Genomic DNA, 24,013 nt, shown 5'->3' with positions numbered 1-24,013 from the left:
ATTTATTGAAAGGGAGCACAAGAAGTGCTCCTTTTTCATATGTTTTATAGACAATGAAAAAATTTTCATTGACGGTTTATCCAAGTTTGTTATAAGATGGTCTTGTTCTTTTTCTCAAAGGAAATATTGTAAATTATAAAAGCGCCAGAACTACAAGCAGTGTAGTTGACGAGGTGGGGTTTATCGAGATTTCGGCGGATGACTCCCGGTTGTTCATCACAACCGCAAGCTTTTACTTAAATCATTAAGGTGACTTAGTGGACAAAGGTGAAAGTGTGATGAGAGAAAAGGAACGGATACAAACTAGCTGTATAAGTATATACGGACTTAAACCCAATCGAGAGGAAGGTGAAAGCCGTTACAAGCTTACAGGGCTAGCAATATGTAATCCGTTTTTTAGTATAAATAAAAATGGTATCGGACTATGTCGTTACATGTTCGCAGAGCAGTGTAAGCATTTGTAACGGCGACTAAACATGTGTGGAATCGTAGGATTTATTGGAGAGCAAGATGCAAAGGAAATTTTATTAAAAGGTTTAGAAAAGCTAGAATATCGTGGATATGATTCAGCAGGTATTGCAGTACAAGCAGAGAACGGTGTTGTTGTATACAAAGAAAAAGGCCGTATTGCAAAACTTCGCGAAATCGTAGATGAGAACGTAGCAGCAAGCGTGGGGATCGGTCACACACGCTGGGCTACACATGGTGTTCCGAGCAAAGTAAACGCGCATCCGCATCAAAGTACATCAAAACGTTTTACACTAGTTCATAACGGTGTAATTGAAAACTATGAATTAGTGAAAAAGGAATATTTACAAGATGTAACGTTCGTAAGTGAAACGGATACAGAAATTATCGTACAGCTTATGGAACAACAAGTGAGCACAGGACTAAGTGTAGAAGAAGCGTTCCGTAATACGCTATCTCTTTTACATGGCTCTTATGCAATCGGACTACTTGATGCTGAAAATCCAAACATGATTTATGTTGCTAAAAACAAAAGCCCGCTATTAGTAGGTGTTGGTGACAACTTTAATGTTGTGGCAAGCGACGCTATGGCGATGTTACAAGTTACAGATCAATTTATTGAATTAATGGATAAAGAAATCGTAATCGTAACAAAAGAAAGTGTTACAATTAAAAACTTACAAGGTGAAACGATTGAACGTGCACCGTTTACAGCGGAGTTAGACGCAAGTGATATTGAAAAAGGAACATACCCTCATTTCATGCTTAAAGAAATTGATGAGCAACCACTTGTGATCCGTAATATAATTCAAAAGTATCAAGATGAAAATGGCGAGATTGAATTAGATCAAGACATTCGCAATGCAATTTTAGATAGCGATCGTATTTACATCATTGCATGTGGAACAAGTTATCATGCAGGCCTTGTTGGAAAACAATTTATCGAGAAGTTTGCAAAAATGCCAGTTGAAGTGCATGTAGCAAGTGAATTCTCTTATAACATGCCATTATTAACAGAAAGACCATTCTTCATTTATATTTCACAAAGTGGTGAAACAGCTGATAGCCGTGCAGTACTTGTACAAACAAATGAAATGGGTCATAAAGCATTAACGATTACAAACGTACCTGGTTCTACGCTTTCTCGTGAAGCTAATTACACACTTCCGTTATACGCGGGACCAGAAATCGCAGTTGCATCAACGAAAGCTTACACAGCACAACTTGCGGTACTTTCAATTTTAGCTGCGGATATTGCTAAAGCGAAAGGTGAAGTTCTTGGTTTTGATTTAACACATGAATTAGGACTTGTAGCAAATGCAATGATAGAACTTTGTGATCAAAAAGAAGAAATGGACGCATTAGCAAAACAATTTTTAGCAACAACGCGCAACTGTTTCTTCATCGGACGTAGCGTAGACTTCTACGTAGGATTAGAAGGTGCGTTAAAGCTAAAAGAAATTTCTTACATCCAAGCAGAAGGATTTGCTGGAGGAGAATTAAAACACGGTACAATCGCTTTAATCGAAAATGGTACACCAGTTATCGCACTTGCTACACAAGAGCACGTAAACCTTGGAATTCGTGGTAACGTGAAAGAAGTAGTAGCACGCGGAGCTAACCCATGTATCATCTCAATGAAGGGCTTAGAAATGGAAGGTGACAGCTTCGTACTACCAGCTGTACACGAAGCACTAGCACCGCTAGTAGCAGTTATTCCATTACAACTTATCTCATACTACGCAGCACTTCACCGCGAGTGTGACGTTGATAAGCCGCGTAACTTAGCTAAGTCTGTTACGGTTGAGTAGGAGATTAGTAGGTTAATAATTGCTGTATGTGTTTGAAATAAATTTTGATAGTTTATAATAAATTAAAACTAAGAAAAAAAACTCTGTAAAAATCATTTTACAGAGTTTTTTTAGTTATTTATTGTTTTACATAACAAATTGTTACTTGTTCGTCTATGTGGAAAATCTGTAATACTTTACCATCTAAGTTTTTAACCTCATATGATGAATAAATAGGTCTTTCCAATTTCACTTCTTGACCATTTTGAGTTCCTTTTTCCACCATTAGCGTTAACTGATGGGAAGAAACGTCTGCTTGGTATGTTCCTGTTAAGTAATTATCTTTATTTGGATAAGAACCATTTGCATATGTTTCAAATGTCTTATCTGCTTTTAGGACTAACGTAGTATTGACTCCGTCTCCGTAATCAATACCCCAATTACCTACAAGCTCTGTACCGTCTTTATAGTTGTTCTGTACATTCTTAAACTTAGCGGAATCCTCGTCTGGTGTATCAATTTTTCCTTTGAATATACCAGTTTTATCTTGGGTATTGTATGTTTTAACTGTATTACCACTAGATAAACTTGGTGAGTTAGAAGAACTAGTACCACTTGTTGTAGAAGTAGTTGTTGAACCACCCTTAGCTTCCGCTTTTAACTTATCAAATACAGGTTTCCAAATGCGTTTTGCTTCATCTAATTTATTGTTTGCTTTATCTATGATTGCATCATCCGTATTTTTAAGTGTTTTAGAGTAATCAAATAACTTCGCTACTTCTGTGAAAGACTCTTTTAACTTTTGAACAGCTTTTACAATTTCCTTATGGTCTTCCTTGTATTTTTCTGGTGCATCTATACGCTCTATTTTATTAAATACTTTATCTAAGTCTTTAATACTATCTCGTACCTCTTCATTTGATTTACTTCCCTTTTTATTATCCCTTACAGAAGCATCATAGTAATCTAGACGTCTTAATAAGTCTTCTTCAATGTCTACCATAAGTTGTGGGTAATCCTCAGGTAAAACCATAATCATCTTAACATCTTTACTTTCTTCTTTCGAGTTAGTTGATTTTTCCTTTGTTTCAGATGATTTACTTTCTGACTTAGTTGAACTTGTTCCTTCTGTCTTAGTTTCTTTACTTTCTTGTTTACCAGACTCAGTATTTGTTTTTTCTTTTTCTCCAAAAAAACTCGTTACACTACAAGCTGACATAGAAACTACTAATCCGGATGCTAGTAAAATTTTACCTGTACTCTTTTTAAAATTCTTCATATGATTTTTCAATTCTCCCTCTAAAAACATAAAATAGATGCACTTTAGCCCCTTTAACACTAAAAAAACATACCCCTTCTATGTTTATTCTAAAATATCTTTCTATGTATAATATTTTACAAGTAATTACAGATATGGTCAAAATTCATTTTAATTTAACGATGTTCATAAAAGAGATGTGATGCTTTATTTCTTCGGGTAAAAGATTCTAAGTGAGTGGTGATCAATCTTTTTTTTAAATAGAGTTTTTGTTGTTGCTGTTAAATAAAGGTTTGTGACTTCATTTTTATTAAACTTTATTCCAAACTATAGAGGAAGTTCTGGTTATGGTAATGAATTTTTAAAAGAAAACTATAGAAAACAAGGATTTGCTGATTATGATGATGTTATATCTGGAGTGGAGGCACTAGTTAAAAAAGGGATTGTAGATAAAGATAGAGTAGGAGTTATGGGGTGGAGTAACGGAGGATATATATCAGCTTTCTGTTCTACATTTAGTAGTAGATTTAAAGCCATTTCAGTTGGAGGTGGAATTACGAACTGGAGTACTCATTATGTAAATACAGATATCCCTTACTTTATTAGAATGTATTTAGGGGATAATCCATGGAATGATCCAGAGATATATAAGAAGATATCACCAATGACATATATTAAATCAGCCTGTACGCCTACGTTAATTCAACATGGGGAAAAGGACGTAAGAATTCCAATTACAAATGCATATGAGCTATATGAAGGATTAAGAGCTATGGAAGTCGATACAGAATTAATTATATTTAAAGGAATGGCATATAGTTCGAATCAGCCAGGAATGAGAGTAGCTATTATGAAGCAGAACTTGATGTGGTTTTCACACTATATTCTTGGAGAAAGCATGAGAGATTTTAGTACTATATAATGGATATACGTATAGGGGTTTTTCAGTGTACAATTGGATCGGATTGTTGTAAACTGCATGCAAACCATTATGATTATAAGGAAACATAATTCGGAGGACTAATATGACAGCGAATAAAAATGAGTTATCTGTAGAACAAAGTGAAGAACTATTAAAAGTATTGCAAGCTCGTTTTGAGAAAAATATGAATCGCCATGAAGGTCTTGAATGGGCTAAAGTTGAAGCAAAGCTAGCTACTAATAATGAAAAGTTATGGTCAATTCATGAAATGGAAGTAACTGGCGGTGAGCCAGATGTTGTTGGTTATGATGAAGAGAAGGATGAGTATACTTTCTGTGATTGTTCAAAGGAGAGTCCTAAAGGCCGCAGAAGTCTTTGTTATGATCTTGCAGCATTAGAGGCAAGAAAAAAACATAAACCAGAAAATAACGTTATTGATATGGCGACTGCTATGGGCATTGAATTATTAACGGAAGAACAATATCGAGAGTTGCAACAACTTGGGGAGTTCGATATGAAATCATCAAGCTGGGTACAAACGCCTTCAGATATTCGAGAACTCGGTGGTGCTCTATTTTGCGATTATCGCTTCGGACACGTTTTTGTGTACCACAATGGAGCAGATTCATATTATGCTGCTAGAGGATTTCGCGGTTCGTTAAGAGTTTAAATTTGGAATAAACAAAAAAGAGCCTAATATGTAGGCTCTTTTTCTTATTTATAGTTTAAAAGTAAACCGTTACTACGCAGTTTTACTTAATTTATATATTCCCTGGTTGTTTTTACGGAAAAGTTTTGGGAAAACATAACCATCTAATCCAATACGTCCAGCGTTCTGTCCTGCAACTAAAATGAACATAGTCAAAATAAGCAGGTTTGGGTTTACACTAACAGTTCCGCTTAATAAAAATGAAAGATTCATTATGATTCCGAAAAATGCAGCTGTTTTTGTTAATCCGCCTAAAATCAAACCTAGACCTACTAAAATTTCTCCCCATTGAACTAAAAAGTTAAATAGGTCTGCGTTTGGAAGAACAAAATGTTGAAGGAAATCTGCCCACCAACTTTGTACTGCAGGGTGGTCACCTGACGCCTGAGCGATAGCACCCTTTAGAAAACCACTTGCGTCAAAGGATTGTCCGAAGACTTTGCCTATCCCAGCAGCGAGCCATGTATATCCTATGTAAAGTCGTAAAAATAATAATATGAAAGCAGCACGTTTATCAGTTCTTAAAAAATTGATAACCATTGAAATCCCTCCAATATTCTATTTACATGTTTATTATATATCCATTGTGAAAAAATTCACAATGGATAAAGTGTGAACAAAAATTATGATTTTTCATTTGTACATAAAGTATTTGGAAATGTATTGTTTGGAGGGTGAACAATATATGAAGGGAGCTCTCCACTAAAATATGTAGCTCCCGTAGTAAACAGATTCATGTACGTTCTTTTAACTAGCTATTATTAGTTTATCTTGTCTTTTCATCATTATTTCTCTGGTTTTATATAAGGAACAACTTGTGCAGTCACCCCTACAGAAGCACCGCGAATAAAGTCTTGGTTTTCTAACGCCTTAAAGTTTTCCGTTCTCCCAGTTAGCATAACCCCTAAAATTTTCACTTGATCAAATGGTTTGTCCTTGTTTGATCTTAAAAACTTCTGGATATCTTTATCATGACCATCGTCATCGTATTGGTTAAGTGAATCAACGAACTCTTTATACGCTTCTCCAGGTGACTTGTCTGGATTAAATCCATAAACGGGCATACCAGCAGGCCCTTTGCTTTCATCTCTAATTGGTGAGGTCATGTATAACCATACAATGTTTAAGTTATCTGGTATTTTTGTTCGAATTTCTTTTAATGTATAAGGCTGATTGAAAGAGATAGCGACTTCTGCTACGTAGTTTTCCATTGTTGAAACGGCACTTAATTCATTTTTGACTCCATTATGATATTCTTTGATGGCTGGATTATAAAATGTAGCAACTTTATTTTTCGTTTGTTTATCATAATTATAAGCCTCTTTACTAGAACTAGACCAATAGGATCCTGGTATTAACTCGTTGTAATCGATATTAGAGCGAAACCAATCGTAAGAGCTTGTCAGTGTGTTCCATCGTACTACGTAACCGTTAATGTTTTTAGAGCGATTAGATACGATATTGCCGCCAAACATAGAAGAATTACTCGTTACTTGAGAATCGATTTGCACATTAGGTTCGGCAATTGCATTATGTAAAAAGAGACTTTCGTGAAGCTTTGTCGAACTTTTCGCCGCAAAGTAATTGCCAACTTTATAAATTATAGGTATAAGCATGATTACAACGATAATTGAGGTTATGATGATTTTAAGTAACTGTTTTCTTTTAGCTTTTTTTAATGCATCTTTTAAAGAAGTATCCATTAAGGTTTTCCTCCTACTGTAGAATGAATTGTTTTACGTGCACGATGTAATTTTTGTTTTACGCTGTTCACTTGAATATCTAGTATTAGAGCGATTTCTTCATATGAAAAGTTGTAATAGTATTTTAAAAAGAAGGCTTCTTTATATTCTGGTTTTATATCTTTTAATAAATAGAAAATCTCATCTTTATTTAAAACAGCGTCTAATTCTCGGTCTGTATATTGTAATTTTGAATAAATCTCTTCAGTTAAATAGATGTTCTGTTGCTCTTTTTTTCTCTTTAAGTCAATGTATTCATTTAATGCGACTCTGAAAAACCATGGACGTATGTTATCCTCGGTTAAGCTATCTAGCAATGTGTATACTTTATAGAAGGTATTTTGGATGATGTCTTCTGCATCTTCTTTTATAGCCCCTTTCGCTAATAATAGTTTGAACACTTCCTCTCCTAAATTGATAAGATAGGAGGTTAATATATTTTCTTTTCCCATCATTTTTCCTCCCTACACTTATACAACGAATAGGTAATAGTAAATGTATACACTTAAATTCAAATTCGTTATTAACTACGGTTTATAGTACATGATACTTTATAAATAGGAGCGATTATTTCTTTTTTTTGAAGTATTAAATATTTAATGTTAAAATAAAGTTTGGAGATATATGGAAAGGGGACAAGGACTCAATATGTGGATGAGCCTGTAATGATTAGAAACTAGATACATAAATTTTTCTCTCATAAGTGAGAGTTTATTTAGCTATCTATAAATCATTCAAGGACTGCATGTTTGGCTTGTACATCCCTTTTGTAAGGATAATGTGTAGGGAAGTTTATATCTCTTATATAAAATATGCGTCCTTTAAAATTGGAGGAGTATATAATGAATCAATTAAAAAATAAAGTAGCAGTTGTGACAGGTGTAAGTCGTCTAGATGGTATAGGCGCAGCAATTTGTAAAGAATTAGCTAGAGCAGGATACGATATATTTTTTACGTATTGGACAGCGTACGATAAAGAGATGCCTTGGGGCGTTGATCAAAGTGAACAAACACGATTAAAAGAAGAGTTACTAAAAAACGGTGTTAAAGTATCTAGTATGGAGTTAGATTTAACTCAGAATGATGCACCGAAAGAGCTTATAAATAAAGTTACTGAACAACTAGGCTACCCTCATATATTAATTAATAATGCAGCGTATTCTACAAATAATGACTTCTCTAATTTGACTGCTGAAGAATTAGATAAGCACTACATGGTAAATGTTCGTGCAACTACATTGTTAAGTAGTCAATTTGCCCGAGGATTTGATAAGAAATCTGGTGGTAGAATTGTGAATATGACCTCGGGGCAATTTCAAGGGCCTATGGTTGGAGAACTGGCGTATGCAACAACGAAGGGGGCTATTGATGCTCTTACGGGTTCGTTGTCAGCCGAGGTAGCTCATTTAGGAATAACAGTGAATGCGATTAACCCAGGTCCAACCGATACAGGCTGGATGACTGAAGAGATAAAGCAAGGATTAAAGCCGATGTTTCCTTTTGGTAGAATTGGTGAGCCGAGGGATGCAGCAAGACTCATTACGTTTTTAGTAAGTGAAGAGGCAGAATGGATTACGGGACAAGTTATTCATTCTGAAGGTGGGTTTAAAAGATAAAAAGAAGGTATCTCACTTTGGTGAGATACCTTCTTTTTTAATCTTTCTTCAATCTCCTTGCAACACCATTCCCTAAAGACTGTAGCCCTTGAACGAGGATAATTAAAATAAAGACGGTTGCATACATTACTTCCGGTTCGTAGCGTAAATGGCCGAATCGATATGCTAAATCACCAAGACCGCCAGCACCTACAAGTCCAGCCATTGCTGTTGCTCCAATTAATCCAATTGTCGCGATTGTTAAACCAAGTACAAGGGAGGGACGAGCTTCTTTTACCATAACGTGCCAAATGATTTTTATAGTGGAAACACCCATCGCTTGGTAAGCTTCAATAACACCACGATCTACTTCTAATAAAGCCGTTTCCATTAATCGGGCAATGTAAGGAGCTGTGAATACGACAAGTGGTACGATGACACCTTGCACACCAATGGATGTTCCCATTAGAAACTTTGTAAAAGGTAAAATAAAGAATAGTAGAATGATAAATGGAAGAGAGCGGATGATATTAATAATTGTATTAAGAATTGGATAAATGATTTTATTTTCGTGTTGCCCACCAGGTCTTGTTAAAACAAGTGTGACGCCAAGTGGTAGTGCAATAAGGATAGAAATGAATAGTGAAATAGATGTCATTTGAAATGTTTGAATGGTTGCTTCCCATATGATTTTACCCCATTCATCCAAAAAGGATTTGCTTCCCATAATCTGTTCTACCTCCTTCTACGATGATTCCTTGTTCTTGTAAGAATAATAAAGCACGGGTTACTTCATTTTTCTCACCCTGCATATGAATGATCAGTTTCCCATATGCTTCATGTTTTAACTGTGTAATATTCCCGGATAAAATATTCGGATACACTTGAAAGCGTTTTGTAGCGACAGCTAATGCTGGCTCTCCTGAAGCATTCCCTATAAAAGAAAGAGTTACAATTTCACCAGTAGTTTGTAGCTCTTTTTGTACTTCTTCTGGAATCTTTGCTGCAAATGCACTGTTTACGAATTTTTTCGTTGTTGCATGTTGTGGGTTTGTGAAGATATCCTTCACAGTCCCGCTTTCGACTACTGCTCCATGTTCCATAATAGCAACTTGGTCACATATACGCTGGATAACATTCATTTCATGTGTAATTAATAAAATTGTGATTCCGATTTCTTCATTAATCTTTAATAATAGATCAAGAATAGAATCAGTTGTCTCTGGATCCAAAGCACTCGTTGCTTCGTCGCTTAATAACACTTCTGGTTCATGTGATAGTGCACGTGCAATGGCAACACGTTGTTTCTGGCCACCAGAAAGTTCACTCGGATAGGCATCTTTTCGATTAAAAAGATCGACAATACGTAAATACTTTTCTACCCTTTTTTCAATTTCATTTTTTGGAAGACCAGATAGACGTAACGGTAACGCGATATTCTCATAAACGGTCACTGTTTTAAGTAAATTGAATCCTTGAAAAATCATCCCGATTTTTTGTCGCGCTTTTGCAAGTTCTTTTGCTGATAAAGTTGTTAAGTCTTGACCGTTTATAATGATATTTCCTGTCGTTGGTTTTTCTAATAAATTTACACATCGAATTAGTGTACTTTTACCAGCGCCACTATATCCAATAATTCCAAATACTTCGCCCTTTTTTACTTGAAGGGAAGTAGACTTAAGAGCTTCCACATTCCCTTTTTTCGTTGTAAATACTTTAGATATATTTTTTAATTCAATCATTATCGTCAGCTCCTACCAAGATGGTAAAGCAGAACCATCAAATTTTTTCTCGATAAATTCTTTTACTTCTTTAGATTGATAAGCTTTCTTTAATTTATTTATAACAGCATCATCTTTATTTTCAGTACGAGCAACGACCCAGTTCACATATGGTGAATCTTTTCCTTCGCGGAAGATAGAATCTTTCGCAGGGCTTAATTTTGCACCTAATGCAAAGTTTGTATTAATTGCAGCTGCTTTTACTTCACTTAGCTGAGTTGGTAATTGAGATGCCTCTAATTCAACAATCTTTAAATTTTTGGGGTTTTCAATTACATCTTTCGCAGTCGCTTTTTCTGTAGCTTTGGGATCCACTTTTAACACTCCTGCTTTTTCAAACAGTTTTAAAGCTCGAAGTTCATTCGTTGGATCATTTGGTACAGCGATCGCATCGCCATCTTTTAAGTCTTTTACATCTTTTATGCCTTTAGAATATATGCCCATAGGGAATGTTACTGTTGAAAATACTTCTGTTAATTTCATATTACGTTCAGATTTAAATGTGTCTAAATATGATTTTGTTTGATAGCTATTTACATCAAGGCTTTTTTCATCCAAAGATACGTTTGGTGCTACATAATCATTAAATACTTTCACATCGATTTCGAGTCCGTCTTTCGCGGCCACTTCTTTTACCTTTTCAAAAATTTGTTCATGCGGTCCACCAGTTACGCCGACCGTGATCTTTTTCTCATCTAGTGCTTTTACTTCTTTATCTGAACTCGCGCTACATGCGCCTAATAATAAGACTGTCCCACTTACAATGCTTAATAATACTTTCTTCATTTATAATTCCCCCTTCGTATACGTTCCAAAATAAAAAGCACCTCTCAAAAATAAGAGAGGTGCCGAATAGACAAAATGGGTTCCTCTCTTATCTTCCAAAACGAAAACTCGTTTTGCAGGAATTAGCACCTTAGCTTATACGTTATAAGCTCGGTTGCCGGGCATCATTGGGCCAGTCCCTCCGCCACTCTTGATAAGAGTTTGTGTATGTAATTTTTTAATATGGTACTAATAGTAAATCTTACAAAAAGAATTGTCAACGTTATTTTCTGAATATATTTTATTTTAAGGTAATCGAAACGTTACCTTTTTTATGTCCCTTTTCTACATACATATGAGCTTCAGCAATTTCTTCTAATCGGTAGGTTCTATCAATAACAGGTTTTAAATGTTCTGTTTCAGTTAGTTCTTTTAGTAGAATCATATCCTCTTTACTTACCTTTGCCATCATTCCATTAACAGATACATATTTTCCATTGGGTGTTAATGTATTTGTACAAAGGGATTTTTTATACTTCCCAACTGCATCAAATATAATATCGTAGCGCTCGCGCCGCTTAGTAAAATCTTCTTTCGTATAATCAATTATTTTATCAGCTCCTAAAGATTGAACGAGTTCAAAATTTGAATTACTACAAACAGCTATAACGGTCGCACCGAAATATTTAGCAAGTTGTACAGCAGCTGTTCCTACTGATCCAGAGGCACCATATATAAGAACTTGTTGCCCTTTTTTTATCCGGCCCTTTCTCAGAAAATGTAACGCTGAAGTTCCACCAAAAGGAATGACTGCCGCTTCTTTATACGTCACATTGGTAGGTTTTAATGTTATTAATCCACTTTCATGCACGCATGTGTATTCGGCATAACCACCAAGATTTAGTTCTGTTAATGCAAAAACTTGATCTCCTTTTTTAAATTGGGTTACATCTAATCCGATTTCCTCAATTTCTCCAGATAATTCTACACCAAGTATAGGGTTTCTCGGTTTTCTAAAACCTAATATAATCCGCATAGGAATCCAAAATAAGAGGGGACTATTAAAACCGCGTATCCTACAATCTCCAGTTGATACACTTGTTGCGTGAATTTTAATTAATACTTCGTTCTTTTTAGGAGTAGGTTTCTCTATATTTTGAAGCTGAAGAACGTTAGGTGGTCCATACTTTGTGCAAATGATCGCCTTCATAATGACCTCCTGAATTTAGTTATTGTTATTTACATCATATTTAAACTCTTTCTCAAACATGTCGTTATATAGTGAATATATTTAAAGAGAAATATTAAGAATTATATGGATTTCATAGGGAAAGAAATGATATTATTTTCGGGAAGGAGGCGACGTTATGAAAAAAAATATTTTAATTTCAAGTTTAGTGATTGCAGTCAGTCTAGGGGTAGGGTGTAGCAATGAGAAAACAAAAAAGACTGATGAACCGAAACAAGAAGCTGTACAGAAAGAAAAAGAATTAACAGCGAAGGATGTTTTTAATAAAGCGAATGAAGCTTTTAAAAACGAAGAAAATGTAACGATGACATATGATGTGGGAATAAAGGCTGAAGGAACAGAGATGAATATAGTGAAGGCTAAAATGCAGCTAGAGCCGAAGAAAAAGAATTCTCGTTCTGAAATGAATGTTTCTGGTACAGAGGTGATCGTTTATGATGTGGGTGGCAAAGTTGCTGGTCAGGTGAAAAATCCTAATACTGGTGAAGTTATGTCTGTACCAGAGGAACAATTAAATGCTAACGGAATGAACGCGACTCAAGGAATGGTAGATAATTTAGAGGTTCCATCAGAAATTTTAAATAAAGTGAAGATGGAGAAAAGTGGAGATAAGTATAAACTTACGTTTGCATTAAAAGGGCAAGAGACAGAGAGTATGTTAGCTAGCATGGATGAAAAGCAGAAACAAATGCTACAAGGACAAAATGCAAAGATAGAAGAAATAGATGGGGAATATATTATTACAAAAGACTTTAAATATGAATCAGCAAAAATAGATATGGTTATGAGTAGTAATGGTGAAGATAAAGCGCACATTATTACGGATGCAAAGTTTACATCGTATGATAAATTTGATCCGATACAATTGCCGGCAGCAAAGTAATGGTCTTGATAAGGGAGGGTCCTGAAGTGAGTGGACTCTCTCTTTTTATTTATGCTTTCTTTCTAGGAAAATAGGTACAATATGAAGAGGGGAAATTGTAGAAGAGGAGAGTGTCGTTTGAGAAAAAGAAAGATAGCGGTGGTTGTTGTAGCTTATACAGTGTTGCTTGCAACGTCTATACATACATATAAAGAACAACTTGATCATCCTATTATGAGTGATGTAGGTAAATTGCTTCCGACAAAAATAAAACGTGTTGAAAGTGCTACTGATGAGCACTCGTTAATAAAATTAGTGCAAGATGCAAATGTTTCTGGAGAGAAAATTTCGATTGCTGGTATGCAACATAGCCAAGGCGGGCAGACGTATTATCCGCATGGTACGATGCTTGATATGAAGGGATATAATAAAATACTAGAATTTAATCCAGAGAAGAAGCGAATTACAGTTCAAAGTGGCGTCACGTGGAATGATATTCAGAAGAAAGTAAATCCGTATGGTCTGGCGGTTCAAGTGATGCAGTCTCAAAATATTTTTACGGTTGGTGGTTCATTAAGTGTAAATGTACATGGTCGTGATATTCGTCATGAAGCATTGATTGATACAGTAGAGTCATTTAGATTGTTAATGGCAGATGGTACAGTGCGTAATGTAAGTAGAGAAGAAAATGCTGATTTGTTTCCGTATGTAATTGGGGGATACGGGTTATTTGGTGTTATTTTAGATGTGACGTTAAAGTTAACAAACGATGAATTGTATGAAACGCATACGAAGGTACTAGATTATAAAGAATACTCTTCATATTTTAAGGATAAAGTGCGAAGAGATGAGAATATACGTATGCATTTAGCACGTATTTCTGTTGCTCCAAACTCATTTTTAAAAGAGATGTATGTGACAGATTATGTGTTAGCGAAAGATCAGCAGAAGTTGAGAGAGTACAGTAAATTAAAAGAAGAAAATATTATAGCTGCGCCAAAGTTTTTACTCGGTTTATCACGCTATAGTGATTGGGGAAAAGATACATTTTGGGATATACAAAGAAGTTATTTTGAACGTACAAATGGTAAGTACGAAACGCGAAATAATGTTATGAGGTCAGATAGTACTTTTATGGAATATGAAAATCCGAATAGGACAGAGGTGTTACAAGAATACTTTGTGCCCGTAGATTCTTTCACAAAATACATAGATGATTTACGTAACGTATTAAATGAGGAAGAGTTTAATTTGCTCAATATTACGATTCGTTACGTGGAAAAGAATGAAAATGCAGTTTTATCCTATGCGAAAGATGATATGTTTGCACTGGTTTTTTTAATTAATCAAGGGCGTTCTGAACATGAGATAAAGAAAACAGAGAATGTTATTCAGAAGATGATTGATGTGACGTTAAAGCATAACGGTAGTTATTATTTACCGTATTATTCTTATCCAACGAAAGAGCAGTTAAAGAGAGCATATCCTCGTATAGAAGAATTTCTTCAGAAGAAAAAAGAAGCGGATCCAAAAGAGAGATTTGTGAATTTATTTTATAGGGAGTATACGAAATGACATATAAAAGGTTTGTGGCGTCACAAAGTATCATTATGATGGCGGGAAGTATGGTATTTCCTTTTTACATTCTATTGCTTCGGAATGTTGGAAATAGCTTCTCGCAGTTTGGCTGGGCGTATGGCTTATTTGCCTTAACTTCAGCTCTAGTATATCCGTTAGTTGGAAGAATCTCTGATAGAGTGGGTGACAGAAAGTTATTAATTATATACGCCTGGTCTATGGCTGTGTTAATGCTTTGTTTCCCCATTGCAGCAGAAGTATGGCATGTATATATTCTTCAAATTTTAATGGGTATTTTAGGGGCTGTGCAACGTAATACGGAGAAGACATCGTTAGCGCGAAAGGTTGTGCAAGAAAATGCTGGTTATGAGATTGGAAAATATCATGTTTGGACATCAATTGGAGGAGCAGTAGCAATTATTGCAACGGGATATTTAGTAGATTTCTTTACGATTGGTACGATTTTTTATATTGCATCTATCTTATATGTAGTAAGCGGAGTTGTATTAAGTAGTAAAAAAATATAGCCATTCCCATTTTTACCTAAATACCCTTTATTTGTTATACTAAAAGGGAAGACAAAAGAAAAGGGGACATTGCCTTTGATGAAATTTTTAATTTTAGCTATTCTCACTTTGTTTTTGATTCCATGGACGAGAAGAAGCGGTAGTAAGCTTCGAGCAGTGGATAAGAAAGGCGATGAGAAGGTTGTAAAGGGTAAGAAATCATCCATTTTAGTTATTCCAGTTTTATTTTGGATAGGTATTGCAATCTATGAATATTTTTGGCTGATTGATGACCGAGCAGATTCAATTCTTACTCATTATTCTGTTGCAGTAGCAATTTTAATTGGGCTTGTTTTATTTTCACAAGATCAAATAGGGAAATTAGAAGGTACGTTAAAAGGACTTCTCATGTTTGTTTTACTCGCAAGTTACGGCTATTTTGGTTATTTGCACGATATAGTAATCTCGCAAAAGAAATATGATTCTGTTGTAAAGGTAGAGAAAGATATTTCAGAGCCATTTACTGAAAATGATCAGCCGTTTACAGTGCCGCCAAAGACAGCGGAGAATAAGATGAAAAAAGTATTTGGGGATATTCCGAAAGTAGCTTATTTTGAGCTAGGAGAATTAACGCCACAAATGGTAAATGGTGAGGCTTTATACGTAGCACCGATTGAAGTTTCAGGCTTTTTTAAAGCTCGTAAAGCGGAGACAATTCCAGGGTACGTAACAATGTCAGGTACGAATCCAGATGCAGAAGCAAAACTGCACCTCGGTTATAAAATGAAATACGTGCCAAGCATGTTTTTCGGGAATAACTTAGAGCGTGTGGTAAGGCAGGCAGAACCAAATCTAATCTTTAAAGGGAAACCTAAATTTGAAGTGGATGATAAAGGGAAACCGTATTATACAATGACGTATGGTGAATTTATTTCAGGAAGATCTGGATTTGAAGTAGAGGGCGTTGTAGTAGTAGACGCACAAACAGGTGAAGTGAAAAGATACGACAAAGGAAAGGCACCTAAATTCGTTGATGGCGTATTAAATCACGAGACTGCATCTACATTAAATACGTATTTCGGTAAATATATTCACGGATTTTGGAATACAAAATTCTCGCAAACTGATATGAAAATCCCGACTGAGTGGGGAACAAAAGAAGGCGTTACACCAATCTTCGGTAAAGATGGAACGTTATATTACTTTACTGATTTCACCTCCCCGAAAGAAGGAGTAGATTCTGCGTTAGGTTACTCGCTTATTGATGCGCGTACAGGTAAGTTGTATTACTATAACGGAAAAGAAGTGAAGGGAATTATGGATGGTTCAGCTGCTTCGGAAGTAGTGGATAATTCCTTTAAGAGAGAGAAATGGCATGGAACGATGCCGGTTATTTATAATGTGTACGGTAAACCTTCTTGGATTGTACCTGTTATTGATGACGGAGGATTAGTACGTGCTCATACAGTTATCTATGCTTCTAATGCGAAAATATTTGCAACAGGTTCGACGCAAAAAGAAGCGCTTGAGAATTATAAAAATGCGCTGAGCGGAAGTGGAGATTCATTTAGACCAACTTCAAATGGTAAAGAGGCACAAAAAGAAGGCGTTGTACAACGTGTATATAAAGAAAAATCAGGTGAAAATACAATTGTGTACGTACTATTAGAAAATGAACAAAAAGTATTTATGATACCTGTGAAGAAATTCCCATATGCTATGTTTACAGAAGTGGGAGATCCAATTCAAATCACATATTTAGATACAGGAGAGGCGATGTCTTCCGTATCTAAATTTGCAAATAGCAATTTGAAAAAGTAAAGCGATAGAAATTTTATCGCTTTTTTTTACAGTATAAAACAGGAAAATGCGCTATACTTGACGTATGTTTATGTTGTAACTATAATTGTTACGATTTAGTGTGTATAGGAAAGGGTGAACAGAAAAAGTGAATGGAGTTAATCAAGAAATATATAAACCTGTAAAGACAAATAGGTTATGGATGATTCTTGTACTAGGGACACTTACGGCAATTGGGCCGTTATCTATCGATATGTATTTGCCTTCGTTACCGAAATTAACGGATGATTTACAAACAGGTGCATCCCTGGCGCAGCTTACATTGACAGCTTGTTTACTTGGGCTTTCAGTAGGGCAATTATTTGTCGGCTCAATTAGTGATATTTACGGAAGGCGCAAACCTCTTATTATTGCTCTTATTATTTATGTTGCTTCTTCTTTACTTTGTGCTATTGCGCCATCTATTTGGACTTTAGTGTTATTACGCTTCTTACAAGGAGCTTCAGGATCGGCTGGGATTGTTATATCACGTGCAATGGTACGTGACATGTATTCAGGTTCTGAAATGACGAAGTTTTTCTCGCTGCTTATGTTAGTAAACGGAGCAGCGCCTATTTTGGCACCGATTATTGGAGGGCAATTGCTACAGTTTACAACATGGCGCGGCGTCTTCATCGTTCTTGGGGCAATTAGTGTATTCATGTTAATATCAGCTACTTTCGTATTACGTGAAACATTACCTCTTGAAGAGAGAGAAACAGGTGGATTGTCAGGGACGTTGGCGACGTACGGAAAACTATTAAAGGATCGTCTGTTTATGGGATATGCATTGTCTCAAGGGCTAGTAACGGCGGCAATGTTTGCATACATTTCGGGCTCACCATTTGTCTTGCAGAACATATACGGAGCATCACCACAGCAATTTAGTTTATTCTTTGCGATTAACGGTATTGGTATTATTATTGCTAGTCAGGTAACGGGTCGTTTAGCAGGGAAAGTGAATGAGAAGACATTATTTGTCTCTGGTATCATTATTGCAGCTGTTGGTGGTTTATCTTTACTACTGACAATCTTACTAGGAATAGGTTTAATTGGTGTTTTATGCTCGTTATTCCTTGTCGTATCAAGTGTCGGGGTTGTATCAACAACTGGGTTCTCGTTAGCGATGAGAAATCAGAAACAAGCCGCAGGAACAGCATCAGCTCTATTAGGTTTATTACAATTTATTTCAGGAGCACTTGTTGCACCGTTAGTAGGTATTGGCGGAAGCAACACCGCATTACCGATGGGGGTTGTAATAGCTATTTGTGAAATTGGTGCTGTGTTATGTTATTTGTTTATGGCCAGAAGAAGTGAAAAGCAGTTTGAACTGCAACAAAGACAAAATTTAGAGGCTTAACAAAAAAGAACTGATTCAAAGGGAATATTTGAATCAGTTCTTTTTTTCATTTCTTTGAAATACCTCATACATATTATTCATGATCGTATCATATAAAACAGCAAGTTTATCCCACACCCAGCGATTACTATCGACTTCTTTTTCCCCACAGTCGATAATATCGGTATGGTCGGTAATTTTATATGCTTTTTTAACGATAATAGGAGCAATTTTCGGTATACGTGGGATTTCTTTTAAGATATCTGCGAAGTTTCCAATGTAGACATGACCGATGATTTCGATTGTTAATGATTTATCTGATATATTTAGCACGTTATGAAATTGATTTGTATGTTGTTGTTTTAAATATTGAGCTAACTTAAATGGAGCATGTTTCTTTTTTAATACGCGGCGAAGGCTCTCTGTATTTTCGATATGAAGTGATTTTTCGCGAATAAGGACACGAATATCTTCTCCCATAAAAGACATTGTATTGTACATAGATGATTCTCCTTAAAAACTTACATATGTTTGCGTTATGCATATGTAAGTCTAGCATGGTTTGTTCTTTATGTGTGCTTACAGTTTTGTAAGGTGATGTAGTAAAGCAGTGCAAAAGTTATTTGTATAAAGTGACGATACTGTGACAAACATGTTGGTATATATGTTACGATGTCGTCTTAAGTGTAAAAAGTAGGATGTTCTCGGTATAATAACAAGTGGAGATAAAAGAAACTATAATGAGTAGTAGTTGTAGATAAAAGGAGAAGAAGAGATGAAGAAGGTTTTGGGTATTGCTGTAATGGGAAGTATGATCCTTCTAGCGGGATGTAATGGAAATAAAGATACGAAAGAACCGAAAGAAAAGGTAGAGCAATCTACTGAGCAAACAGAAGAGATGAAAGAATACCGTGCAGTACATGAAAAATACGATATGAAAATGAATAAGGAAATTAATAACGCGTTACAGTTATTTGAAGTAGCAAAAGAAAAGGGCGGTAAGGAAATAACGACTGCTACATATAAAGAAGATGTGCAAAAGGTAACAACGAGCATGTTAGAAGATATTGATCATATACGAAAAGAAATTCGTGTTCCGAAGTCGAAAGAGCAAGAGCATGAGGTATATGTTGGTTTCTTGAATGAATCGGAACAAGCGATGAAAAAATTACAGAAGTTAGCTAAAGAAGAAGACTCGTCATTGATTCGTGATATAGAAATTAACTTTGCAACAGCATCGACATACTATAAACGTTTTCAAGCAGAAATGAAAAAATAACCTTGCCTGTGCAAGGTTATTTTTTCTTCTTGCCATCTTCGTCTCCATCTCCATCCTCTGATACTAATATCTTCTGTTCTTCGTGAAATTCGGAAATAGTTTGCCCGGTAATATTATCGAATGGGGTATAAAAAAGAGAGGATACTTTTCTTTTGGATGAAGGGTTTGTAGAAGTCGATGATGACAAGAATAATGATTGTTAAGGGTAATCCTATGGTAGCTAGAAGTAAGGGGGGCATCTTATAACTTCTTTAACAGTATTTCTTTTTCTTATAAGTGAAAACTGTAATTTCGATAAATGACATCGAAAACTGATTTTTCTAAATATATCCAATTTGATTGACTTTTCATTTTTTCAGAATTATAATTCGAAATATACAATTTGAACCAAATAATAATATAGCAATTTACTTATCCAGAGAGGTAGAGGGACTGGCCCTATGACACCTCAGCAGCGGGTTCTGTAGTAGGAACACCGTGCTAATTCCAGCAAGCAAGTCTTGAAAGATAAGTGATGGGCCTTCGTTTATTAAGCCTTGATCTTATTTTTTAAGATCAAGGCTTTTTGTATTTTAAGAAGCAAAGAAGTAATGGGAATAAATATGTAAATAAAACAAAGTAAATTCATTTGTTTAGGGGGTTATTGAAGTGTATGTTATTAAAAAACTATCGGTTATGGTGTTTACGCTATGGGTGATTACGACAGTAACATTTTTGATTATGCATATCATTCCTGGGGATCCATTTTCATCAGATGCGAAAATCTTTCCAGAGGAAGTAATACAAAATATGAGGGCGAAGTATCACCTCGATGAACCGTTATGGAATCAATATGTCGCTTATTTAGATGGTGTAGTTCATTTTGACTTTGGTGAATCGGTTCAATCGACGGGACAAGGTGTATCAGAAATTATAACGACAGGATTTGGTCCATCAGCGATTATTGGTTTACAAGCACTTATTATTTCATTAGCAGTTGGAATTGCCGCAGGTACATTTGCAGCTCTATATCACGGGAAAGTAATTGATTATAGTGTGAGCTTACTTGCGATTCTCGGTATTTCTATTCCGAGTTTTATTTTAGCACCACTATTTATACAAGTATTTGCTATTCAATTTGAACTTTTACCAGTAGCGTCTTGGGGCACATTCGAACATACGGTATTGCCATCCTTCGCATTAGCGTTAGGACCAATCGCAGTAATTACAAGGTTTGTTCGCTCTAATATGATTGAAGTATTGCAGAGTGATTATATTAAGCTAGCGAGAGCGAAAGGTATACCAATTAAGAAGATCATTATAAGACATGCTCTTCGAAATGCAATTGTGCCAGTACTTACATTTGTTGGACCGTTAATGGCTGGGCTTTTAACAGGGACTTTCGTTATCGAGAAAATCTTTTCAATTCCTGGTCTCGGAAAATATTTTGTAGATAGTATTTTTAACCGAGATTATCCGGTCATTATGGGAACAACCATTTTCTATAGTGCGCTATTAATTGCATGTATTTTTATTACAGATATTATTCATCGTATTGTTGATCCGCGTGTTCGTTCTATTACGTAAGGAGGGGGGATATTTAAATGGGAGCTTATGAAATTAATAAACAGTTATTAACGAGTGAAGAGAAAAAAGAATTAACGATAAATAAAGAACAGCAAACGATTAGCCGAAAGAAGGAAGTGTTTCGCAAGTTCATATCAAACCCTATAGCAATTCTAGGGGCAGTGACGTTATTACTCATTATTATTTTCTCATTAATTGGCGAAAGTTTAACGTCATTTACTGCGAGTGAACAAGTGAAAGAAGCAACTAATTTACCACCTAGTAGTGAGCATTGGTTCGGAACCGATGATTTAGGAAGAGACATATGGGCGCGTACTTGGGCCGGTGGGAAAATCTCACTAACAGTTGGATTGGTAGCAGCAGCGCTAGACATAGGGCTTGGTGTACTGATTGGAGGTTTTAGTGGATATGTAAGAGGGCGTAATCGTCTTGGAACGTTAATAGATGAATGGATTATAAGAGGTATTGAAGTGTTATATGGTATCCCATATTTATTAATTGTTATTTTACTATTGATCGTGATGAAACCAGGGCTTTTTACAATTATAATCGCTCTTGCATTAACTGGTTGGATTGGTATGGCACGCCTCGTTAGGGCGCAAGTCTTATCTTTAAAACAAAGGGAATTTGTTATTGCAGCGGAGCGATTAGGTACATCGCATATGAAAATTATATATGGACATTTAATTCCAAACCTAACAGGGATTATTATCGTAAATTTATCATTTACAATTCCGGCAGCTATTTTCTCAGAATCATTTTTAAGCTTTATTGGACTCGGAGTGCAATCACCAGCGGCTAGCTGGGGAACGATGACGAACGATGCACTCGGGACATTATTGAGTGGGGAATGGTGGCAGCTATTCTTCCCAGCAATCATGATTGCACTCATTATGTTCGCATTTAATGCAATGGGTGATGGCTTGCAAGATGCAATTGATCCAAAAATCATAAAACGGAATCGAAAGGAGAAAAAACATGGGACAGCTTTTATCTTTAGAAAACGTAACGTTAGCCGTTGAAAAAGAGAATAGTAAGCAAGCAATTGTGAAACATGTTTCCTTTTCTATTAACGAAGGTGAAATTGTTGCACTTGTAGGAGAAAGTGGTTCAGGGAAAAGTGTTACAGCACAATCTATTATCGGACTAAATCAAGAATCTATTCATATCGACGATGGAAGTATCTTGTTCCAATCTCAAGGATTAACGAATTTACAAGAATCAGAGTGGAATCAAATTCGTGGAAAAGATATTTCGTTTATTTTCCAAGACCCTCTGTCCTCTTTAAATCCGACGATGAAGGTGGGAAGACAAATTACAGAAGTAATTTTGCACCACGAAAAGAAATCGAAAAAAGAGGCAAAAGAAATTGCAATAAATTTATTAAATGATTTAGGAATACATGAAGCAGAGAAACGCTTTGAACAGTACCCACATCAATTAAGTGGAGGAATGAGGCAACGTATTTGTTTAGCGATTGCATTTGCTTGTCATCCAAAGCTAGTTATTGCAGATGAGCCTACAACTGCATTAGATGTAACGATTCAAAAGCAAATTATGGGATTGCTCAAAGCGAGAAAAGAAAAACAAAACACGAGTATTTTATTAATTACACATGATTTAGCACTTGTACGTGAAGTAGCAGATCGAGTAGTTGTGATGTACGGGGGACGTGTTGTTGAAAAAGGAACGATACAAGAAGTAATAGGTTCACCGAAGCACCCGTATACGAAAAGTTTATTGCAAGCTATTCCGAATATGGACGATTCTGAAAAGGTACTTAGAGCAATTGAGGGAACGACACCATCAATTGAAACATTGAATAGCTTTGGGTGCCCATTTGTAAATAGATGTCCAGTAGCAATACAAGAATGCATTCACCGTTTCCCAGAGAGAACAACATATTCCGCGGAACACAGTTCACATTGTTGGCAACATGTTCTAGAGCATAACCAAGCGAAATCAAAAGAGAAGGTGAATGCCTCATGACGACAGATTTAATTACTGTAAAGCAAGTAACGAAAACGTATGGAAGTAAAAAGAAAGAAATTGCAGCGCTAAAAGAAATATCACTTTCTATCCCGAAAGGAACAACACTTGGCATTATTGGAGAAAGTGGTTCAGGAAAAACAACACTTGGTAAGCTCATAGCTGGGATTGAGAGTCCAACGTCTGGTGAAGTTGGTTATAACGGTCAAGTTGTTCACAAGTTGAAGTCAGCTCATAAGCGAGATTTCTTGCAGAAAGTACAGTTCATTTTTCAAGATTCAACAGCTGCATTAAATCCGCGCTGGAAAGTACGCGATAGCGTAACAGAAGGCTATATTTCATTCGGTTTAGGCGATAAAAGATTGAAAGATAAAGTCGCAGGTGATGCTCTAGAACGTGTTGGACTAGATAGACGATATATTGATCGTTATCCGCACGAATTTAGCGGAGGACAACGTCAACGTATCGCTATTGCAAGGGCGTTATTATGTGAGCCAGAAGTATTAATTCTTGATGAACCAATCTCTGCATTAGATGTTTCATTGCAAATTCAAATTGTACATCTGCTGCAAAAAATTCAAAAAGAACAAGGTTATACATATTTATTCATCGCGCACGATTTACCAATGGTTCACTATTTATGCGAAAAAGTGGCTGTTCTATACAAAGGAGAACTTGTTGAATTTGGAAATACGGACGAAGTCTTCCGTAATCCACAACATTCTTATACAAAAACACTATTGGCATCAACACCAAAAATTTCAGGTTAAAGGAGA

The 24,013-nt window shown here is 35.8% G+C and carries 23 protein-coding genes, 2 pseudogenes and 2 riboswitches; of the genes and pseudogenes, 15 read left to right on the top strand and 10 right to left on the bottom strand.

Translation table 11 applies throughout. The features are described from left to right. The first annotated feature begins 278 nt into the window (after positions 1 to 278). Positions 279 to 464, top strand: a complete 186-nt coding sequence (locus Q9B79_RS24505) for a hypothetical protein (RefSeq protein ID WP_001208183.1) — start codon at positions 279 to 281, stop codon at positions 462 to 464. Positions 465 to 476: 12 nt separating this feature from the next. Then, positions 477 to 2,279 (top strand): glutamine--fructose-6-phosphate transaminase (isomerizing), encoded by a 1,803-nt coding sequence (gene glmS / locus Q9B79_RS24500; RefSeq protein WP_306188391.1) that lies wholly within the window; start codon positions 477 to 479, stop codon positions 2,277 to 2,279. Positions 2,280 to 2,397: 118 nt separating this feature from the next. Here glmS and Q9B79_RS24495 read toward each other — a convergent pair whose 3' ends face one another. Further along, positions 2,398 to 3,549 (bottom strand): DUF3994 domain-containing protein, encoded by a 1,152-nt coding sequence (locus Q9B79_RS24495; RefSeq protein ID WP_396133390.1) that lies wholly within the window; start codon positions 3,547 to 3,549, stop codon positions 2,398 to 2,400. Positions 3,550 to 3,835: 286 nt separating this feature from the next. Here Q9B79_RS24495 and Q9B79_RS24490 point away from each other — a divergent pair. After that, positions 3,836 to 4,438: pseudogene (locus Q9B79_RS24490) on the top strand (alpha/beta hydrolase family protein); the annotation flags it as partial. A 103-nt stretch (positions 4,439 to 4,541) separates the two neighbouring features. Further along, the gene (locus Q9B79_RS24485; RefSeq protein WP_306188386.1) at positions 4,542 to 5,108 is read left to right on the top strand and encodes a DUF4256 domain-containing protein; all 567 of its coding nucleotides are present in this window, start codon (positions 4,542 to 4,544) and stop codon (positions 5,106 to 5,108) included. A 72-nt stretch (positions 5,109 to 5,180) separates the two neighbouring features. Here Q9B79_RS24485 and Q9B79_RS24480 read toward each other — a convergent pair whose 3' ends face one another. From Q9B79_RS24480 to Q9B79_RS24470, 3 genes are all read right to left on the bottom strand, one after another. After that, positions 5,181 to 5,687 carry a DoxX family membrane protein gene (locus Q9B79_RS24480; protein ID WP_306188384.1) on the bottom strand — a complete coding sequence of 169 codons (507 nt, stop codon included), beginning with the start codon at positions 5,685 to 5,687 and terminating at the stop codon, positions 5,181 to 5,183. Between the two features lie 245 nt (positions 5,688 to 5,932). Continuing rightward, on the bottom strand, positions 5,933 to 6,850 hold the full coding sequence (locus Q9B79_RS24475; RefSeq protein WP_306188382.1) for a sigma factor regulator N-terminal domain-containing protein: 918 nt from the start codon (positions 6,848 to 6,850) through the stop codon (positions 5,933 to 5,935). Beyond that, entirely contained in the window at positions 6,850 to 7,341 is a 492-nt protein-coding gene (locus Q9B79_RS24470) for an RNA polymerase sigma factor (RefSeq protein WP_087876016.1), read from the bottom strand. Before Q9B79_RS24470 ends, Q9B79_RS24475 begins: the two co-directional genes overlap by 1 nt. 360 nt (positions 7,342 to 7,701) lie before the next feature. On the opposite strand from Q9B79_RS24470, the gene Q9B79_RS24465 reads away from it, so the two are divergent. Then, a complete protein-coding gene (locus tag Q9B79_RS24465; RefSeq protein ID WP_306188379.1) occupies positions 7,702 to 8,505 on the top strand; it encodes an SDR family oxidoreductase in 804 nt (267 codons plus the stop codon). 37 nt (positions 8,506 to 8,542) lie between these two features. On the opposite strand, the gene Q9B79_RS24460 is transcribed toward Q9B79_RS24465, so the two are convergent. The 4 genes from Q9B79_RS24460 to Q9B79_RS24445 all read right to left on the bottom strand — a co-directional run bounded on the left by Q9B79_RS24460 (position 8,543) and on the right by Q9B79_RS24445 (position 12,240). Next, positions 8,543 to 9,211 carry a methionine ABC transporter permease gene (locus tag Q9B79_RS24460; RefSeq protein ID WP_306188377.1) on the bottom strand — a complete coding sequence of 223 codons (669 nt, stop codon included), beginning with the start codon at positions 9,209 to 9,211 and terminating at the stop codon, positions 8,543 to 8,545. Then, on the bottom strand, positions 9,186 to 10,226 hold the full coding sequence (locus Q9B79_RS24455) for a methionine ABC transporter ATP-binding protein (RefSeq protein ID WP_306188375.1): 1,041 nt from the start codon (positions 10,224 to 10,226) through the stop codon (positions 9,186 to 9,188). The genes Q9B79_RS24460 and Q9B79_RS24455 overlap by 26 nt, the downstream gene beginning before the upstream one ends. 12 nt (positions 10,227 to 10,238) lie before the next feature. Continuing rightward, a complete protein-coding gene (locus Q9B79_RS24450; RefSeq protein ID WP_306188373.1) occupies positions 10,239 to 11,051 on the bottom strand; it encodes a MetQ/NlpA family ABC transporter substrate-binding protein in 813 nt (270 codons plus the stop codon). A gap of 85 nt (positions 11,052 to 11,136) precedes the next feature. Next, positions 11,137 to 11,251: riboswitch (SAM riboswitch) on the bottom strand. Positions 11,252 to 11,331: 80 nt separating this feature from the next. Then, a complete protein-coding gene (locus Q9B79_RS24445) occupies positions 11,332 to 12,240 on the bottom strand; it encodes an NAD(P)-dependent alcohol dehydrogenase (protein WP_306188371.1) in 909 nt (302 codons plus the stop codon). 157 nt (positions 12,241 to 12,397) lie between these two features. On the opposite strand from Q9B79_RS24445, the gene Q9B79_RS24440 reads away from it, so the two are divergent. The 5 genes from Q9B79_RS24440 to Q9B79_RS24420 all read left to right on the top strand — a co-directional run bounded on the left by Q9B79_RS24440 (position 12,398) and on the right by Q9B79_RS24420 (position 18,424). After that, positions 12,398 to 13,162: a DUF6612 family protein gene (locus Q9B79_RS24440; protein WP_306188369.1), complete on the top strand. Its 765-nt coding sequence runs from the start codon at positions 12,398 to 12,400 to the stop codon at positions 13,160 to 13,162. A 117-nt stretch (positions 13,163 to 13,279) separates the two neighbouring features. Beyond that, entirely contained in the window at positions 13,280 to 14,716 is a 1,437-nt protein-coding gene (locus Q9B79_RS24435; RefSeq protein ID WP_306188367.1) for an FAD-binding oxidoreductase, read from the top strand. After that, positions 14,713 to 15,246, top strand: coding sequence for an MFS transporter (locus tag Q9B79_RS24430; protein ID WP_306188365.1), 534 nt, complete (start codon positions 14,713 to 14,715; stop codon positions 15,244 to 15,246). The genes Q9B79_RS24435 and Q9B79_RS24430 overlap by 4 nt, the downstream gene beginning before the upstream one ends. Before the next feature lie 78 nt (positions 15,247 to 15,324). After that, positions 15,325 to 17,046 (top strand): DUF3981 domain-containing protein, encoded by a 1,722-nt coding sequence (locus tag Q9B79_RS24425; RefSeq protein WP_306188407.1) that lies wholly within the window; start codon positions 15,325 to 15,327, stop codon positions 17,044 to 17,046. 127 nt (positions 17,047 to 17,173) lie between these two features. Continuing rightward, complete coding sequence (locus Q9B79_RS24420) at positions 17,174 to 18,424, top strand: multidrug effflux MFS transporter (RefSeq protein ID WP_306188363.1); 1,251 nt, start codon at positions 17,174 to 17,176, stop codon at positions 18,422 to 18,424. Positions 18,425 to 18,457: 33 nt separating this feature from the next. Here Q9B79_RS24420 and Q9B79_RS24415 read toward each other — a convergent pair whose 3' ends face one another. Beyond that, the gene (locus Q9B79_RS24415; protein WP_306188361.1) at positions 18,458 to 18,904 is read right to left on the bottom strand and encodes a hypothetical protein; all 447 of its coding nucleotides are present in this window, start codon (positions 18,902 to 18,904) and stop codon (positions 18,458 to 18,460) included. A gap of 274 nt (positions 18,905 to 19,178) precedes the next feature. On the opposite strand from Q9B79_RS24415, the gene Q9B79_RS24410 reads away from it, so the two are divergent. Further along, positions 19,179 to 19,682: a hypothetical protein gene (locus Q9B79_RS24410; protein WP_306188359.1), complete on the top strand. Its 504-nt coding sequence runs from the start codon at positions 19,179 to 19,181 to the stop codon at positions 19,680 to 19,682. 16 nt (positions 19,683 to 19,698) lie between these two features. Here Q9B79_RS24410 and Q9B79_RS24405 read toward each other — a convergent pair. Further along, a pseudogene (locus Q9B79_RS24405) lies at positions 19,699 to 19,921 on the bottom strand (DUF3951 domain-containing protein). Between the two features lie 169 nt (positions 19,922 to 20,090). Next, a riboswitch (SAM riboswitch) is annotated at positions 20,091 to 20,196 on the top strand. Between the two features lie 134 nt (positions 20,197 to 20,330). Between Q9B79_RS24405 and Q9B79_RS24400 the strand changes: the two are divergent. From Q9B79_RS24400 to Q9B79_RS24385, 4 genes are read left to right on the top strand one after another with little or no spacing between them, the layout of a single operon-like run. Next, positions 20,331 to 21,248, top strand: coding sequence for an ABC transporter permease (locus tag Q9B79_RS24400; protein ID WP_306188357.1), 918 nt, complete (start codon positions 20,331 to 20,333; stop codon positions 21,246 to 21,248). A 17-nt stretch (positions 21,249 to 21,265) separates the two neighbouring features. Then, entirely contained in the window at positions 21,266 to 22,270 is a 1,005-nt protein-coding gene (locus tag Q9B79_RS24395) for an ABC transporter permease (RefSeq protein WP_306188356.1), read from the top strand. Then, the gene (locus tag Q9B79_RS24390; protein ID WP_306188354.1) at positions 22,227 to 23,237 is read left to right on the top strand and encodes an ABC transporter ATP-binding protein; all 1,011 of its coding nucleotides are present in this window, start codon (positions 22,227 to 22,229) and stop codon (positions 23,235 to 23,237) included. The genes Q9B79_RS24395 and Q9B79_RS24390 overlap by 44 nt, the downstream gene beginning before the upstream one ends. Next, positions 23,234 to 24,007, top strand: coding sequence for an ABC transporter ATP-binding protein (locus Q9B79_RS24385; RefSeq protein ID WP_306188352.1), 774 nt, complete (start codon positions 23,234 to 23,236; stop codon positions 24,005 to 24,007). The genes Q9B79_RS24390 and Q9B79_RS24385 overlap by 4 nt, the downstream gene beginning before the upstream one ends. Positions 24,008 to 24,013 lie beyond the last annotated feature (6 nt).

The organism is Bacillus sp. MHSD_36, from assembly GCF_030757775.1.
GTDB lineage: Bacteria > Bacillota > Bacilli > Bacillales > Bacillaceae_G > Bacillus_A.
This window is presented reverse-complemented; position numbering and strand designations above follow the sequence as displayed.

Bases quoted from the DNA above. Each gene is read 5' to 3' on its own strand.
- Q9B79_RS24505 (WP_001208183.1), top strand. From the start codon at position 279: ATGAGAGAAAAGGAACGGATACAAACTAGCTGTATAAGTATATACGGA.
- glmS (WP_306188391.1), top strand. From the start codon at position 477: ATGTGTGGAATCGTAGGATTTATTGGAGAGCAAGATGCAAAGGAAATT.
- Q9B79_RS24485 (WP_306188386.1), top strand. From the start codon at position 4,542: ATGACAGCGAATAAAAATGAGTTATCTGTAGAACAAAGTGAAGAACTA.
- Q9B79_RS24480 (WP_306188384.1), bottom strand. From the start codon at position 5,687: ATGGTTATCAATTTTTTAAGAACTGATAAACGTGCTGCTTTCATATTA.
- Q9B79_RS24475 (WP_306188382.1), bottom strand. From the start codon at position 6,850: ATGGATACTTCTTTAAAAGATGCATTAAAAAAAGCTAAAAGAAAACAG.
- Q9B79_RS24470 (WP_087876016.1), bottom strand. From the start codon at position 7,341: ATGGGAAAAGAAAATATATTAACCTCCTATCTTATCAATTTAGGAGAG.
- Q9B79_RS24465 (WP_306188379.1), top strand. From the start codon at position 7,702: ATGCGTCCTTTAAAATTGGAGGAGTATATAATGAATCAATTAAAAAAT.
- Q9B79_RS24460 (WP_306188377.1), bottom strand. From the start codon at position 9,211: ATGGGAAGCAAATCCTTTTTGGATGAATGGGGTAAAATCATATGGGAA.
- Q9B79_RS24455 (WP_306188375.1), bottom strand. From the start codon at position 10,226: ATGATTGAATTAAAAAATATATCTAAAGTATTTACAACGAAAAAAGGG.
- Q9B79_RS24450 (WP_306188373.1), bottom strand. From the start codon at position 11,051: ATGAAGAAAGTATTATTAAGCATTGTAAGTGGGACAGTCTTATTATTA.
- Q9B79_RS24445 (WP_306188371.1), bottom strand. From the start codon at position 12,240: ATGAAGGCGATCATTTGCACAAAGTATGGACCACCTAACGTTCTTCAG.
- Q9B79_RS24440 (WP_306188369.1), top strand. From the start codon at position 12,398: ATGAAAAAAAATATTTTAATTTCAAGTTTAGTGATTGCAGTCAGTCTA.
- Q9B79_RS24430 (WP_306188365.1), top strand. From the start codon at position 14,713: ATGACATATAAAAGGTTTGTGGCGTCACAAAGTATCATTATGATGGCG.
- Q9B79_RS24425 (WP_306188407.1), top strand. From the start codon at position 15,325: ATGAAATTTTTAATTTTAGCTATTCTCACTTTGTTTTTGATTCCATGG.
- Q9B79_RS24415 (WP_306188361.1), bottom strand. From the start codon at position 18,904: ATGTACAATACAATGTCTTTTATGGGAGAAGATATTCGTGTCCTTATT.
- Q9B79_RS24410 (WP_306188359.1), top strand. From the start codon at position 19,179: ATGAAGAAGGTTTTGGGTATTGCTGTAATGGGAAGTATGATCCTTCTA.
- Q9B79_RS24395 (WP_306188356.1), top strand. From the start codon at position 21,266: ATGGGAGCTTATGAAATTAATAAACAGTTATTAACGAGTGAAGAGAAA.
- Q9B79_RS24390 (WP_306188354.1), top strand. From the start codon at position 22,227: ATGGGACAGCTTTTATCTTTAGAAAACGTAACGTTAGCCGTTGAAAAA.
- Q9B79_RS24385 (WP_306188352.1), top strand. From the start codon at position 23,234: ATGACGACAGATTTAATTACTGTAAAGCAAGTAACGAAAACGTATGGA.